General features: G+C 69.4%; 13 protein-coding genes. 7 read left to right on the forward strand and 6 right to left on the reverse strand.

Annotated elements, in window-relative coordinates; genetic code table 11:
- Positions 1–48 precede the first annotated feature (48 nt).
- Both ACIREE_RS04840 and ACIREE_RS04845 read left to right on the forward strand, forming a co-directional pair.
- Entirely contained in the window at positions 49–1,053 is a 1,005-nt protein-coding gene (locus ACIREE_RS04840) for a hypothetical protein (protein ID WP_404146256.1), read from the forward strand.
- A 334-nt stretch (positions 1,054–1,387) separates the two neighbouring features.
- On the forward strand, positions 1,388–2,200 hold the full coding sequence (locus ACIREE_RS04845; protein ID WP_404146259.1) for a class I SAM-dependent methyltransferase: 813 nt from the start codon (positions 1,388–1,390) through the stop codon (positions 2,198–2,200).
- A 132-nt stretch (positions 2,201–2,332) separates the two neighbouring features.
- Here ACIREE_RS04845 and ACIREE_RS04850 read toward each other — a convergent pair whose 3' ends face one another.
- Together ACIREE_RS04850 and ACIREE_RS04855 are read right to left on the reverse strand one after the other, a co-directional pair.
- Positions 2,333–3,604, reverse strand: coding sequence for a phosphatase PAP2 family protein (locus ACIREE_RS04850; RefSeq protein ID WP_404146831.1), 1,272 nt, complete (start codon positions 3,602–3,604; stop codon positions 2,333–2,335).
- A gap of 403 nt (positions 3,605–4,007) precedes the next feature.
- Positions 4,008–5,501 (reverse strand): SulP family inorganic anion transporter, encoded by a 1,494-nt coding sequence (locus ACIREE_RS04855; RefSeq protein ID WP_404146262.1) that lies wholly within the window; start codon positions 5,499–5,501, stop codon positions 4,008–4,010.
- A 188-nt stretch (positions 5,502–5,689) separates the two neighbouring features.
- Here ACIREE_RS04855 and ACIREE_RS04860 point away from each other — a divergent pair, with 188 nt between their 5' ends.
- Both ACIREE_RS04860 and ACIREE_RS04865 read left to right on the forward strand, forming a co-directional pair.
- On the forward strand, positions 5,690–6,091 hold the full coding sequence (locus tag ACIREE_RS04860; RefSeq protein WP_404146264.1) for a MerR family transcriptional regulator: 402 nt from the start codon (positions 5,690–5,692) through the stop codon (positions 6,089–6,091).
- Between the two features lie 301 nt (positions 6,092–6,392).
- Positions 6,393–7,187, forward strand: coding sequence for a VOC family protein (locus tag ACIREE_RS04865; protein WP_404146267.1), 795 nt, complete (start codon positions 6,393–6,395; stop codon positions 7,185–7,187).
- 36 nt (positions 7,188–7,223) lie between these two features.
- On the opposite strand, the gene ACIREE_RS04870 is transcribed toward ACIREE_RS04865, so the two are convergent.
- On the reverse strand, positions 7,224–7,919 hold the full coding sequence (locus ACIREE_RS04870; protein ID WP_404146270.1) for an Asp/Glu racemase: 696 nt from the start codon (positions 7,917–7,919) through the stop codon (positions 7,224–7,226).
- A gap of 85 nt (positions 7,920–8,004) precedes the next feature.
- Here ACIREE_RS04870 and ACIREE_RS04875 point away from each other — a divergent pair, with 85 nt between their 5' ends.
- Complete coding sequence (locus ACIREE_RS04875) at positions 8,005–9,069, forward strand: Ku protein (protein WP_404146273.1); 1,065 nt, start codon at positions 8,005–8,007, stop codon at positions 9,067–9,069.
- A gap of 21 nt (positions 9,070–9,090) precedes the next feature.
- On the opposite strand, the gene ligD is transcribed toward ACIREE_RS04875, so the two are convergent.
- From ligD to ACIREE_RS04890, 3 genes are all read right to left on the reverse strand, one after another.
- Positions 9,091–10,017, reverse strand: coding sequence for a non-homologous end-joining DNA ligase (gene ligD, locus ACIREE_RS04880; protein ID WP_404146276.1), 927 nt, complete (start codon positions 10,015–10,017; stop codon positions 9,091–9,093).
- Between the two features lie 111 nt (positions 10,018–10,128).
- Positions 10,129–10,599: an MSMEG_6728 family protein gene (locus ACIREE_RS04885; protein ID WP_404146279.1), complete on the reverse strand. Its 471-nt coding sequence runs from the start codon at positions 10,597–10,599 to the stop codon at positions 10,129–10,131.
- An 88-nt stretch (positions 10,600–10,687) separates the two neighbouring features.
- Entirely contained in the window at positions 10,688–11,926 is a 1,239-nt protein-coding gene (locus ACIREE_RS04890; protein ID WP_404146281.1) for a DUF418 domain-containing protein, read from the reverse strand.
- A 179-nt stretch (positions 11,927–12,105) separates the two neighbouring features.
- On the opposite strand from ACIREE_RS04890, the gene ACIREE_RS04895 reads away from it, so the two are divergent.
- Positions 12,106–12,771 carry a response regulator gene (locus ACIREE_RS04895; RefSeq protein WP_404146284.1) on the forward strand — a complete coding sequence of 222 codons (666 nt, stop codon included), beginning with the start codon at positions 12,106–12,108 and terminating at the stop codon, positions 12,769–12,771.
- Entirely contained in the window at positions 12,768–13,880 is a 1,113-nt protein-coding gene (locus ACIREE_RS04900; protein WP_404146287.1) for a sensor histidine kinase, read from the forward strand. Before ACIREE_RS04895 ends, ACIREE_RS04900 begins: the two co-directional genes overlap by 4 nt.
- Positions 13,881–13,882 lie beyond the last annotated feature (2 nt).

The following is a 13,882-nucleotide window of genomic DNA, read 5'->3' on the forward strand; positions in this document are numbered from 1 at the left end:
ACGTACCTCTGAACTCCCGTAGCACATCACTGACTTCAGGAGCCGATCATGCATGAACCGCAATCCGGCCCGGACCGTCGTATGTTCCTGCGCACCACCGCCGTCACGGGGGCCGCACTCGCCCTCGGTGGCCTCTCGGCGCCTTCCGCGTCGGCCGCGCCCGGCGGTTTCCCCGACTACACCTACGTCCGCACACTTCTGACGCCGTCCCAGCTGAAGTACAACCCGACCGGCGAGATCATCTTCCCGACCGTGCGGGGCGTGTACGACAAGCTGGCCTCCCCGCTGGGCCGTTACTACCTGTACTACGCGCCGCACGACGCGCCGGGCGGGATCTGCCTCGCGTACGGCGACTCGCTGGAGGGCCCGTTCACGGAGTACCCGGCGAACCCGATCGTGTCGAACAAGTGGGATCCGCACTACTCCGTCAGCCATGTGTCGTCGCCGCATGTGCTGTGGAACGCGGACGCGAAGGAGTTCTGGCTGTACTTCCACGGCGAGAACACCACGACCCGCCTGGCCCGTTCAAAAGACGGCGTGCACTTCACGTACGACAAGGTCGTCCTGTCCACATCCATGATGCCGTCGGGGACGACGGAGACCTCGTACGCCCGGGTCTTCCGGCACGACCTGCCGGCCCGCGGCGCGCACTACGTGATGCTGTTCATGCTCAACAACACCACCAACCACCGTGACATCTGCTGGGGTTGGTCGGCCGACGGGCGGACCTGGACCTTCGACCGGACTCCGCTCGTGCGCCACTCCGATGTCGGTGCGGTGAACGTCGGCGGCCCGCACCTGCTGACCCGGAACGGCTCCGCGTACGTCGTCTACAACAAGGACAAGGAGAGCGGTGGCGATCTCATGATCACCGAGGTGGGCGCGGACTTCTCGCTCCGCAGGCACCTGGGCGTCTTCTACAACTCCCGTGCCGGGGCACCCGAGAACGGCCGCTCGGCGTCACCGTCGTTCGGCACACAAGGCGGAGTGCCGTACATGGTGTACGAGGCGGGCGAGCGGCTCGCGGGCGCGATCGCGGTGGCCCGGGGGTAACGGCGGACACCGCGCGGCAGCGGCGGGACCATCGGGGCGATGGTCCCGCCGCTGCCGTGCGCGGCGAGGTCGGGACGCCGAGCGGGGGCTCGGCACGGCACCCCTTCCGCGCTGCCGAATGCGGGCGACGCGGCAATGACGGCGTGACTGGGCCCGTCTTGCCGTGCGGCAGTTCTATCGCAAGATCACCGAGGATGGGGGGCTCGACCAGCCAGGAAACGCATGCGTTTATCGGCCTTTTCCGTCCATAGGTGCCGGCCACGGACGCCGGCCACGGACGGTTGACCGAAAACGGTATCCGCAGAAACACCTTTCACCGCCAGAAGGGGACCAGATGACCCAGACAGCGTTCGACGCGTCCGAGCGGCGTGCGTGGGCGGGGCGGACCGACGCCTACGCCGACAGCTTCGGCAAGCTCTGCGCGTACCCGGTGCCCGACCTCCTCGATGCCGCCGGAGTGCGGGAAGGGGTGCGTGTTCTCGACGTGGGGACAGGGACGGGCACCGCGGCCGCGGCGGCGAGCGCGCGAGGGGCGCAGGTCGCGGCGGTGGACGCCGAACCAGGCATGGTGGCGCGGGCCGCGCAGGCAGTACCGGGAGCTGACATACGATGCGCCGGACTCCCCCGACTCCCCTTTCCGGACGCGTCGTTCGACGCGATTGTCGGCAACTTCGTACTCAACCACGTGGGGCAGCCCCGGGCCGCCCTGAAGGAGCTGCGGCGGCTGGCGCGCCCGGAAGGTCTGATCGCCGTGACGATCTGGCCGGGCTCACCGGCGGCCGGACAGGCGCTGCTGGGCAGGGCGGTCCAGGCGGCCGGCGTCACCCGGCCGGCTCACCTGCCCTCGCTCGCCCCCGAGGAGGACTTCACACGCGATGAGGAAGGCCTCGTCGCCCTGCTGGCCGAGGCGGGGCTGTCGGATGCCGTCTGCACCACCTTGAGTTGGGAGCACCGCACGACTCCCGAAGAGTGGTGGAGCGGCCCGGCGGCGGGAGTGGCGACCATCGGGCAGATCGTCACCGGCCAACACCCGGAGGTGATCGCGCGGATCAAGCAGCACTTCGAGTCCCTGGCCGTGGAATACACCGCTCCCGGCGGTGAACTGGTGCTGCCGCACACGGCGTTGCTCGCGTCGGGCCGGGCATGAGTACACCCTTGGTGCGGTGTGCGGAACTAGCGGTTGCGGCGCTGGTCACCGGGTTCGTCCGAGGGCTGGCCGGCTGAAGCGGGCGCCCGCCCGTCGACTTGTGCGCAACGTCGACGGGCGGGCGGCCGGGGCTCACGCCTGCATGAGCTGGGGTTCCGGGAGCGGGGCCGGCGCCGCCTTCGGGTGCCAGAGCCTGGTGGTCCGCACATAGCCGTAGACCACCGAGGTCATCGCCACTATGAGCAACGGGCCGAACGCCCAGGGGTGTTCGGCCATCCGCACCGGCAGATAGCGGTACATCACCAGCAGCGTGGCGAACACCGCCGTCCCGTAGGTGACCAGCCGGACCGCCGACCGGTCCCAGCCGCGGTCGAACGAGCGCATGGCCGCCTCGACCGTGATCGCGAACACCACTCCGGCGACGAGATCCACACCGTAGTGATAGCCGAATCCCAACGTGGCCGTGAGCGTGGCGACCAGCCAGAAGGCACCGGCGAACCGCATGAGCCGGGAGCCCTTGCGGGAGTGGATGAAGATCGTGGTGGCCCACGCCGTGTGCAGGCTGGGCATGCAGTTGCGCGGGGTGATCCCGTCGAACGGTACGGGGTGCGGGAGGCCGATCGCCAACGGCGTGTTCGGCCACAGATCGGTCACCGCCCAGCTGCCGCCGTCGGCGCCGTAGGCGAAGACCGGTCCGACCACCGGGAAGAGCATGTAGATGCCCGGTCCGAGCAGGCCTATGACCAGGAAGGTGCGCACCAGATGGTGGCCAGGAAAGCGGCGGTCGGCCGCCACGTTGCGCAGCTGGTACAGCGCGATGACGGCCGCCGCCAGCGGGAGTTGACCGTAGACGATGTGCAGGAGGTGCTCACCGATCGGGCCGGTGGCCGCGACCGCCTGGCCCACCAGCCAGGACGGGTTGCCCAGCGCGTGGTCCGCGGTGGCCACGTACGGGTCGAGCACCTCGGGGCGGGTCTTGGACGTGATGAGCAGCCAGGTGTCGCCGGTCTTGTGGCCGGCCACCAGCAGGAGGCCGAGGCCGACGCCCTTCAGCAGAAGCGCACGTTCCGCGCCGGTGCGACGCGTGACCGCGATGACCACACAGCCCAGCATCACCCACAACGCACCGTTGCCGAACATCATCTGGGCGCCGGCCGCCCATCGCACCAGCCAGAAGACGACGTCGATGCCGATGGCGGCGCCCAGCGCGATGAACCGTTGCCGCCAGGTGAGCACCACCATCATCAAGGCGAGACCGGCATACAGCAGCGGCCCCGAACTGGGGATGAAGATGACCTCGCGCGCCTGATTGGTGATCGGCCCGGGAAGGCCGTAGCCACGCGCGATGATCTCCAGGGCGACGAGGAAGCCCAGGGTCGCCACACCTGCCACGGTCCACAGCAGCACCCGTGGTCGACGCCACGCGGGGAGCGCGATTCTGCTTCGTATGCGCGAAGATATTCGCTCTGGTGCGTTCATCAATTATTCAGCCGCTTTGTTAGTTTTAGTAGATATCTCACCCTTCGTGCTAGATAACGTTGTTCTCTAGCGAAGCTCGGGTGCCCAGTGCGACCACTGTGAGATCGCTGTGAGGTCCGATCATGTTACTGGAGCGGTTCGGGCGGCTCACGGAACACGGCGGCGCGCCGCGGTCGTTCGGCAGCGGACCCGGCACGGCACGGCGAAGCCCCGCCACGACGGGGGATGCGTGGCGGGGCCCCAACTACCGGGCGCTGCCCGGCGTACGGCTCCAATATGTCAGCGCTGCCCCGGCGGCGTACCCGGAATCGGATTTCCTCGCGGCGAGTCAGTGGCCGGCCGTGAGATTGCCGCTGAGCGTCCCGTGCAGGACGGCGCTGGGCCGGTTCAGCCCGACGATCTCGACGGTCTTGCCGCGCTGGGCGTACTTGGCCCCGATCGCGTCCAGGGCCGCGACCGACGACGCGTCCCAGATGTGCGCGCCGGACAGGTCGATGACGATCTCGTCCGGATCGGTGGCGTACGCGAACCGGGTCACCAGGTCGTTGGAGGAGGCGAAGAACAGCTCGCCGGTCACGGAGTAGACGACCTGGGTTCCGTCCGGATCCAGGACCGCGGTGACGTCGGCGACGCGGGCCACCCGCTTGGCGAAGATGACCATGGCGGTGACCGAGCCGACGACGACGCCGATGGCGAGGTTGGAGGTGGCGACCACGACAGCGACGGTGATGACCATGACGGCGATCTCACCCGCGGGCATCCGCTTGAGCGTCCTGGGAGCGATGGAGTGCCAGTCGAACGTCGCGAAGGAGACCATCACCATCACCGCCACCAGGGCCGCCATGGGGATGTCGGAGACGACCGGGCCGAAGACGATGCACAGCACCATGAGGAAGGAGCCCGCCAGGAAGGTGGAGAGACGGGTCCTGGCGCCGGAGACCCGCACGTTGATCATGGTCTGGCCGATCATGGCGCAGCCGCCCATGCCGCCGAAGAAGCCGGTGACGATGTTGGCGATGCCCTGACCGATGGACTCGCGGGTCTTGTTGGAGCGGGTGTCGGTGATGTCGTCGACCAGCTTCGCCGTCATCAGTGACTCCATGAGCCCGACCAGGGCCATGGCGAGTGCGTACGGGGCGACGGTGGTGAGCGTGTCGAGTGTGAAGGGCACGTCGGGCAGGCCCGGTACCGGCAGCGAGGAGGGCAGCTCGCCCTTGTCGCCGACGGTCGGCACCGCGATCGCGGCCGCGACGGTGATCGCGGTGAGGACGACGATGGAGACCAGCGGTGCCGGGATCACCTTGGTGAGCTTCGGGAAGAACACCATCAGCAGCAGGCCGCCGACGATCAACGGATAGACGGCCCAGGGCACGTCGTGCATCTCGGGAACCTGCGCCATGAAGATCAGGATCGCGAGGGCGTTGACGAAACCGACCATCACCGAGCGCGGGACGAACCGCATCAGCTTCGCGACGCCGAGCGCGCCGAGCACGATCTGGAAGACCCCCGCGAGGATCACGGCCGCGACGAGATATCCGAAGCCGTGCTCGCGGTTGAGCGGGCCGATCACGAGCGCGACGGCGCCGGTGGCCGCGGAGATCATCGCGCGTCGGCCGCCGACGACCGAGAGGGTCACGGCCATGGTGAAGGACGCGAACAGGCCGATCGCCGGGTCGACCCCCGCGATGACCGAGAACGAGATCGCCTCGGGAATCAGGGCGAGCGCGACGACGAGTCCGGCCAGCACCTCGGTGCGCCACACCTTCGGGTCGGACAGCCAGTCGGGCTTGAGGCCGCGCAGTCGCGCGGCGGGGCTGAGCACGGGAGCAGACAAGAGGGGCAGTACCTGTCGGGTCGTCGGATCGGGCACGCCGGCGAGGTGGGCGTGCGGCAGAGCGCGGCCGAAGCGGGCCCTGACCGTCCCAACTCTACTCTAACGTTACGGTAGAGATGGCGGCGCTTCCGGTGCCGTGGGACGCGATCAGGGCAGAAGACGAGGAAGGCGGGCGCGTGAGCGGCGAGCACATGCAGATCGGCGAGGTCGCGGCACGGACCGAGCTGTCGTTGCGCACCATCCGGCACTATGAGGGGACCGGTCTGGTCATTCCCTCGGCCCGCTCCCAGGGCGGGTTCCGTCTCTACACGGAGGCGGACGTCGCCCGTCTGATGGTGATCCGCCGCATGAAGCCGCTCGGCTTCACCCTCGACGAGATGAGCGACCTCCTCGCGGCCACTGACCGCCTGGACGCCGACGAGGACCTCCCCGACGGCGTACGCGAGCAACTCCTCAACCGTGTAAGGGAGTTCGAGCAGATCACCCAGGAGCGCATCGCGGATCTGCGCACCCAGCTGGCCCGCGCGGAGGAGTTCGCCGACACCCTGGCCCGGCGTCTGCCCGACGACTCCGCTTAGACGGCACCCTCGGTGGCGATCACACGCCCTCGGAGGAAAGGTCGGAGGAAGAGGCTGCCTCAGAAGAGGCGGGCCGGGCGGCAGCCAGCGTTAATGGACCTGTGCGCAGTCGGGTTCTGTCACGTTTCCGCAGTTCGGACAGGTGCGAGAGTGAAGGTTACGCATCTACGCGGCGGGTCGTTCGTTGGAGGGCACGCGCTCTCCCTTTGCTGTGCAAGCCCGCAGTCGCGACCGCAAGGGCTTACGGAACCTCGGGCGAGCGGCGGCGGGGGGCCTCCATCGACCTCAGAACGGTACGGATATGACCAGCGACAACACACCTGCCGGCGCGGGCCCGGCCAGCAGCACGGTATTCGGCGCGCCCTGCTGGGTCAGCCTGTCCACCCGTGATCTGCGTACTGCGGAGAACTTCTACCACGCCGTGCTCGGCTGGGAGTGGCGCACCGGGAAGCTGGGTGACCAGTACCGGTTCGCGAGCGTGGACGGCGTGCCGGTGGCGGGCCTGTCGGCGGTGGAGAGCACGCTGCCGACGACGGTCGCCTGGACGCCCTTCTTCGCCGCGTCCAGCGCGGACGCCACCGTGGCACGCAGTCACGAGCGCGGCGGGACGACCGCCGTGGGCCCGCTCTCCTTCCCGCCAGGGCGGGCCGCCCTGCTGGCCGACCGCGACGGCGCGGTCTTCGGCATCTGGGAGGGCGAGCTGGTGGCCGACTGGGAGAAGTGGCGCCAGGCCGCACCCACCTTCGTGGAACTGCACACCCGCAACGCCTTCGACGCGGCCATCTTCTACGGGGAGGTCCTCGGCTGGGCGTCCGCCGCCCCCGGCTCCTGCGACGTCCAGTACGAGGACGAGGAAGTGGTGCTGCGCAGCGGCGGCGACGTGGTGGCCCGTATCCATTCAGGGGCGGTGGAATCCGCGCCCGATCCCGCGATCCGGCCGCACTGGCAGATCCACTTCATGGTCGCCGACGTGGAGGCGTGCGTCCGGGCCACCAGGGACCACGGCGGCCAGGTCCTGGAAACCGTCAGCGACTCGACCGAAGCAGTACTGACCGATCCCGACGGCGCACGCTTCGTAGTAAACGCACAACAGTGAACGCACAACAGTGAACTCGGGAATCGACAGTGTGGATTACGGCGCCCCGCCCAGCAGCGCCCAAGCAGTGGCTTGGTTCGCGCTGATGACGGGTTTGCCGAGGCGCTCTTCGAGGAGGGGAAGAGCGTCGTAGGTGGGCAGGGTGGTGCAGCTGATGAAGACGGCGTCCGCCTGGGCGTGGTCGCCCCGCACCACGGTGTCCACCACCTGCTGTTCCTGAACGGTGTAGACGTCCTCGACCGTGTCGAGTCCCAGCGCTGTGAGGGCCACGACGTCGAAGCCGGAGGCCGTGAGGTAAGCGGCCAGCAGCCGATCGACCGGTTCCTGATAGGGATGGACGACCGCGACGCGGCGCGCGCCCACCGCACGGAGCGCGTCGACCACCGCTCCGCTGGTCGTCAGCGCCTGCCGGGCGCCGTAGGACAGGATCGCCTCCCGCAACGCCCGCTCGCCGCTCACACCACCGACGAAGCTGCACGCCGCGCAGAGATACCCCACGGTTTCCGCTCCGCGCTCGACGAGTCCGCGGACCGGCCCGGCCAGCAGGCCCGTTCTGCCGAGGCGGGAGACCAGCTCCAGATTGTCCCGGTAGGGGACCTCCTCGGTGAAGGTCAGCGTCCACTCGGCGTCCGGCGGGAACCATCGGCGCAGCTCCTCCCGGCGCGTGAAGTCGTAGGAGGCGACCACGCCGATGTGTCGTTTCCCGTCGCTACGAGGATTCGGCTGACGCATGCTCCGAGGCTAACCGGCGCTCCCCCGGATGCGACGAGGCACCGGCCGGGGTGCCATGGGTGGGACAGAAAGAGGTGGCACGGCCATGGCGCGTCCAGTGTGGAGCGGAACGCTGACCTTCGGTCTCGTCTCCCTGCCCGTCCAGATGTTCACCGCCACGGACAGCCACACCGTCCGGTTCCACCAGTTGCAGCGCGGCACATCGGACCGCGTGCGCAACAAGCGGGTGAATGAGCGCACCGGCGAGGAAGTGCCGCTCGACGAGGTGGTCAAAGCCTTCGACGACGGCGACGAGTACGTGCTGGTCGAGCCGGAGGAGTTGGACGACATCGCCCCCGGCCGCTCCAGGACGCTGGAGATCACGGGCTTCGTCGATCTGCGGGACGTCGAGCCGATCTTCTTCGACAGAACGTACTTTCTCGGCCCCAAGGGCAAGGAGTACACCAAGGTCTACGCCCTGCTCGAGAAGGCTCTCGGTGAAGCGGGCGCGGCGGGTATCGCCACGTTCGTGATGCGCAATCACCAGTATCTGGTCGCGGTGAGGGCCGAGGCCGGTCTCCTGACGCTGCACACCCTCCACTGGGCGGACGAGATCCGCGACCCGCGTCGTGAGATCGACAACCTCCCGGGCAGGACGAAGGTCACCGACCGGGAACTGAAGATGGCGCGTCAGCTCGTGGACACCCTTCGCATCGACTGGAAACCCGAGGACTTCCACGACACATATCAGGAGCGGGTGACCGCTCTCATCGAGGCCAAGCGCACGGGCAAGTCCGTGGAGAAGGCGGAACCTCCGGCCGAGTCCACCAATGTCGTCGACCTGATGGACGCCTTGCGGGCCAGCGTCGACCGGGCGAAGAAACCTTCGGATCAGCCCTCGGGACACGGCGGCAAGAAGCGCGCGAACAGCGGTGACACCTCACCCCCGACGCACATCCGTGACGCCGCCGCCAAGCGCCGGTCCGGCGGCGGGGGCAGACGGAAGGGAGGCGGCGCGGGCAGCTCCAAGGGCGCGTCGCTCGACACCCTGACCAAGGCCGAGCTCTACCGACGAGCCACCGAGGCCTCGGTCCCGGGCCGCTCCTCCATGAACCGGGGGGAGCTCGTCGACGCCCTCCGCGGGGCTCGGCAGCACAGGGCCACTTCCTGATCCAGGCGGGTGTGCCCGTGGTCAGTCCGTGCGTTCCTTGCTCCGCGCCAGGCCCCGCAGGCTCCGGTCCGCCGCGGTCACACCGCGTCCACGACGGGCGAGTCCCGCCCAGGGGTCCTTCTCCAGGCGGTCGCCGAGGTCGGTGACCGTCCAGCGGCGGGCGTGCAGCTCGGCCGCGTCCAGTTCGCTCCAGTCCAGCGGCACGGCCACCGGGGCGCCCGGCCTGGACCGGACGGCGAACGGAGCGACCACGGTCTGGGCGTAGCCGTTGCGTGCGACATCCAGATACAGCCGGCCCTCGCGGGCGTTCTTGCGGGGCTCGGTCGTCAGCTCCCTCGGGTACCGCGCGGCCAGTACCTCCGCGACGGCGCGGGCGAAGGCGAGCACGTCATCCGCGTCATCGCGCCGGTTCAGCGGTACGACGACGTGCAGGCCCCGTGAGCCCGTGGTCATCAGGCCCGACGCGAGGTCCAGCTGATCGAGCAGTTCGTGCAGCTGGTGGGCCGCGCGGCGCACCGGCTCGAAGTCGTCGGCGGGCGGGTCGAGGTCGAAGACCAGGCGGTCGGGGCAGCGCGGCCGGTCGGCGCGGCTCAGCCATCGATGAGGGGTGATACACGCCTGGCTCGCCAGATACACCAGGGTCGCCGTGTCGTCACAGACCACGTGCGTCACCTCGCCGCCCTCCTTGGCCACCGACGCGCGATGGATCCAGTCGGGGAAATAGTCGGAGACCTTCTTCTGGTAAAAGCGCTCCTTGTCGATGCCGTCCGGCATCCGCTCGAGCATCAGAGGCCTGCCTCGCAGCTCGGGCAGCATGCGCGGGGCCACCCGCCGGTAGTGCTCGACGAGATCGGCCTTGGTGATGCCGTCCCGCGGGAACAGCTCCTTGTCGGCCCTCTTCACGTCGACCTTGCGCCGACCGATCCGTACCTCGACGTCGGGGCTCACGTCACCGTCTCCTTCGCACCGGTCCACTCACTCAGCTTGCCGCGCGTTTCGCTGAGTCATGCATGCCCCACCCTGCTCATCTCGGACAAGCCGCGCGGCGGAGGCCACGGCCTAAAAAGGCGCCCGGCCGGAAGCGGGCCAGACGTAGGGGAGGTCGTCGGGAACGTCGGGGAAGAACGGGGTGTACAGCTCCGGCGCCTTGCGCACCAATGCCGACTGGTGGCTGCGGTGGAAGGCGGGGTCGCCCAGCCAGGGCGGCAGCTCACCGTCGGCGGCGAGCTGCTCCTGGACCCGGACAGCGGCGCCGGGGCGGTGCCGGGTGAAGTCGGTGACGAGCGTGCCGGCGCAGGTGTCGGAGCGCCCCTCCGATACCCACATCTCACACATGTCAAGGCCGTAGCGGACCAGAGCCTCCTCGTAGCCGGTCCACATGCGGACCGCCGGGTGGTGCCGCCATCCGTAGCCGGGCACGGTCAGACCGCGCAGCACCTGAAGGGCCTCGACCCGCTGTTTGCCCAGGCGGGCCTGGTCCAGGATTGCGGCGGACTGCATGAAATCGGAGTACGGGAGAAAGGTCTGCACGCAGGATGCCTACCGCGGCCGAGCCGTTCCCATACGGGCGATTCGCCGGATTTTGGGCGGCGTGGGGTGGCCACGGTGAAACCGGCGGTCATTTGACGTAGCGGCTGAGGTCGGTGACGTGGCGCAGCGCGTATTCCAGGGGGCCGCGACGGAAGTGCCGGGTCCACAGGGTGGCCGACAGCGCCGCCGTCACGCTGAAGACGAGCAGCGTGAGCAGGGCGGGGCCGGTCTCCTCCGGCATCCCCACGACGCGGATGGCCAGGATGTGCAGCACGTAGGCGGTCAGCGCGACCGCCCCCACCGCGGAGACCGGAGTGGCCAGGCGGGTGAGGCGCGGCATGCGGTACGTGACCATGACGCAGCCGGCCACCACCAGGAGTGCGAAGCCCGTGTTGCCGAGGATGGAGAACGTCGTCTGGCTGTGCGGCGCGGCGACCAGCAGCCAGGCGGGCGGGACCTGGTCCGGGAGGTCGCCGGCCATGTCGGACCACCAGGCCGAGGCAGCCGCATGGCTGTGCGTGGCGGCGGCGACGCTGCCGACGGCGGAGGGAACGAGACGCAGGGCGAGCCACGAACCGCCGTAGCCGAGCAGGCACAGTCCCCCTCCGGCGAGAGCCAGCCGGGTACCGATCCTGGCGTCGCGGAGGTCGAGGCGGGCCACCGCCATGCCCGCGATCATGAAGGGCATCCAGGTGAGCACCGGGTACTCACCGGTGAACAGCAGCTCGACGAAGCCGTCGGTACCGCTGAACCGGGCCAGCGGATCGCCCGCGATGACGGCGTCCGCCCAGCTCCCGCCCTCGATCGAATTCCGTATCACGTACAGGAGTTGGGGCATGAGCAGTGCGGTCGCCGCGGCGATGACCGCGAGCCTTGTCGCGCTCAATCGGTAGAGCGGCAGGATGAAGAGGAAGGCGAGCCCGTAGAACGCGAGGATGACGTCGACGTCCGTGTCCAGGGCGGTCAGCGCGTAGCCCGCGACGACCAGCACGGCGGAGCGGAGGACGACCCTGGCCACGGCCTGGCGTCCCGCGCGGCCGGTCCGGGGCCGCGGGCGCCCTGTGATGAGCACGAGTGAGAAACCGGCGAGCACGGCGAAGAGGGCGGAGGAACGGCCGCGCGCCAGCTCCGAGACGAATCCCAGCGGCCCGCCCACGGCCGGTTCGGGGCCGACGTGCGCGGCGTACATGCCGAGGACGGCGAGCCCGCGGGCCAGGTCGATGCCGATGAGGCGGGCGGGTGACGGCTTCGGATCAGGGGGGTCGGTGACTCGGCGGCCGTCCTCGAGCGGTAAGCCGGGCCGCGCCGTCGGTGCGTGTTGTGTCATGGGTTTCATCGTCGAAGGTGCGTGGACGGCGGCCCATCCGGCAGGTGGCCGTAGTCGCCCCCGCCGGTCGGCGGGGGCGACTACGGCCACACCAACACCACCGGGGGGACCACGGAACCGAGGCGCGGCGCCTATCGTCGAAAGAGTCCCACCGTGGTTCGACTTCGAGCGGAGCACTTGTGATCCGGGTTCTGGTGGTCGATGACGAGGCGCTGATCCGTTCGGGCTTCCAGCACATCCTCGGCGCCGCCCACGACATCGAGGTGGTGGACGCGGTTCCGGGCGGCCGGGCGGTCAGCACGGTTCAGGAACTGCGTCCCGATGTGGTGCTCCTCGACATCCGCATGCCGGACGTGGACGGACTGACCGTACTGGCCGACCTACGACGTCTGCCGCATCCTCCAGTGGTCGCCATACTCACCACCTTCGACATGGATGAGTACGTCACGTCCGCACTGCGGTGCGGTGCCGCCGGATTCCTCCTCAAGGACACCGACCCGGAGCAACTCCCGCATCTCGTACGCGATTTGGCCCGCGGCGGCATCGCCTTGTCGTCGAAAGTCATCCGTCCCATTGTGGACGGCTTCCTGGACAAGGGGCCGGCGAGCGCGGCCGGTCGCTTCGTCGCCAGGCTCACCGCCCGCGAGCGGGCCGTGCTGCTCCTCGTCGCCGAAGGGCTGCCCAACGGGGGCATCGCCGCGCGCATGCATCTGAGCCCCGCGACGATCAAGGATCACGTCAGCGCCCTCCTCGCGAAGCTGGAGGTCGGCACGCGTCTCCAGGCGGCTCTGCTCGCCGAACGCGCCGGGCTGCTCAGGGCGGACCGGACCCCGGAGAACCGGTGAAGCGCCGCCGCGTACCGGCCCGCGTGGTCGACGCGGGCGCCATCGCCGCCGCCCTGCTGGACTCCTGGGTGCACGTCGACCCCGAGGACCGGATGGCTGTGGTGTGTGCTCTGCTGGCCGTCCTCAGCCTGACGATCCGCCGCCGACTCCCCTTCCTCACCTACGTGTTGGCCCTGCCCGCCGCTTTCGTCACCGACGCGGTCTTCGCGACGCTGGCCGCCCTGTACACGCTCTCTTCCCTGACGCGCCACCGCTCCTTGCTGGTCGTCTGCGCCGGGGCGTTCGTGGCCGGTGACACCACCTCCTGGTCGTGGCCCGCACCGGAGTTCACCGATCTGACCGACACGGCGAACCTGATCACGGTCACTTACAGTCTGGCGACGGCTGCCGCGCCGGTCTTCCTCGGGCAGCTCGTCCAGGCCCGGCGCGAGCTGACGTTGCGGATCGGCGAGATATCGAAGGCCCGGGAGAGCGAGCAGCAGTTGCTGGCCGACAGCGTGCAGGCACAGGAACGCGCGCGGCTCGCCCGTGAGATGCACGACGTGGTCTCCCACCAGGTCAGCCTGATCGCCGTACGCGCCGGAGCACTCCAGATCGGCAACCGCGACCCGGAGACGAAGGAGGCCGCGGCCACGATCCGGCGGCTCAGCGTGCAGACGCTGGACGAGCTTCGGCACATGGTGGGGGTGCTACGCGCCTCCGGAAGCATGCCCATGGAACTGACCCCGCAGCCCTCTCTCACCGACCTGCCGCGGCTGGTCGACAACAGCGGCATCGACGTCGAGCTGCGCACCGACCTGCCCGACGACCTGCCCCCGACGGTCCAACGCGCCGTCTACCGAACCGTTCAGGAAGCCCTCACCAACGTACGCAAACACGCCCCCGGCGCCACCGCCACCATCGGCGTCCGCCACACGGACGGCTTGCTCCGGACGACCGTCATCAACACGGCTCGCACCCGGCCCGCCCTCCCCCTGCCCGGCGCGCATTACGGCCTCATCGGCCTGCGCCAGCGCGCGGAACTCCTCGGCGGAACGCTGAGCACCACCGCGACGGCCGACGGCGGATTCCAACTGTGCCTCGAACTCCCGGTGCAGGGAGCCACCTGAGC

The organism is Streptomyces sp. NPDC102467, from assembly GCF_044765445.1.
GTDB lineage: Bacteria > Actinomycetota > Actinomycetes > Streptomycetales > Streptomycetaceae > Streptomyces.

What these genes read in the sequence shown, in the direction of transcription:
- ACIREE_RS04890 (WP_404146281.1), bottom strand. Translation starts at nt 11,926, where the DNA reads ATGACACAACACGCACCGACGGCGCGGCCCGGCTTACCGCTCGAGGAC.
- ACIREE_RS04865 (WP_404146267.1), top strand. Translation starts at nt 6,393, where the DNA reads ATGACCAGCGACAACACACCTGCCGGCGCGGGCCCGGCCAGCAGCACG.
- ACIREE_RS04870 (WP_404146270.1), bottom strand. Translation starts at nt 7,919, where the DNA reads ATGCGTCAGCCGAATCCTCGTAGCGACGGGAAACGACACATCGGCGTG.
- ACIREE_RS04845 (WP_404146259.1), top strand. Translation starts at nt 1,388, where the DNA reads ATGACCCAGACAGCGTTCGACGCGTCCGAGCGGCGTGCGTGGGCGGGG.
- ACIREE_RS04840 (WP_404146256.1), top strand. Translation starts at nt 49, where the DNA reads ATGCATGAACCGCAATCCGGCCCGGACCGTCGTATGTTCCTGCGCACC.
- ACIREE_RS04875 (WP_404146273.1), top strand. Translation starts at nt 8,005, where the DNA reads ATGGCGCGTCCAGTGTGGAGCGGAACGCTGACCTTCGGTCTCGTCTCC.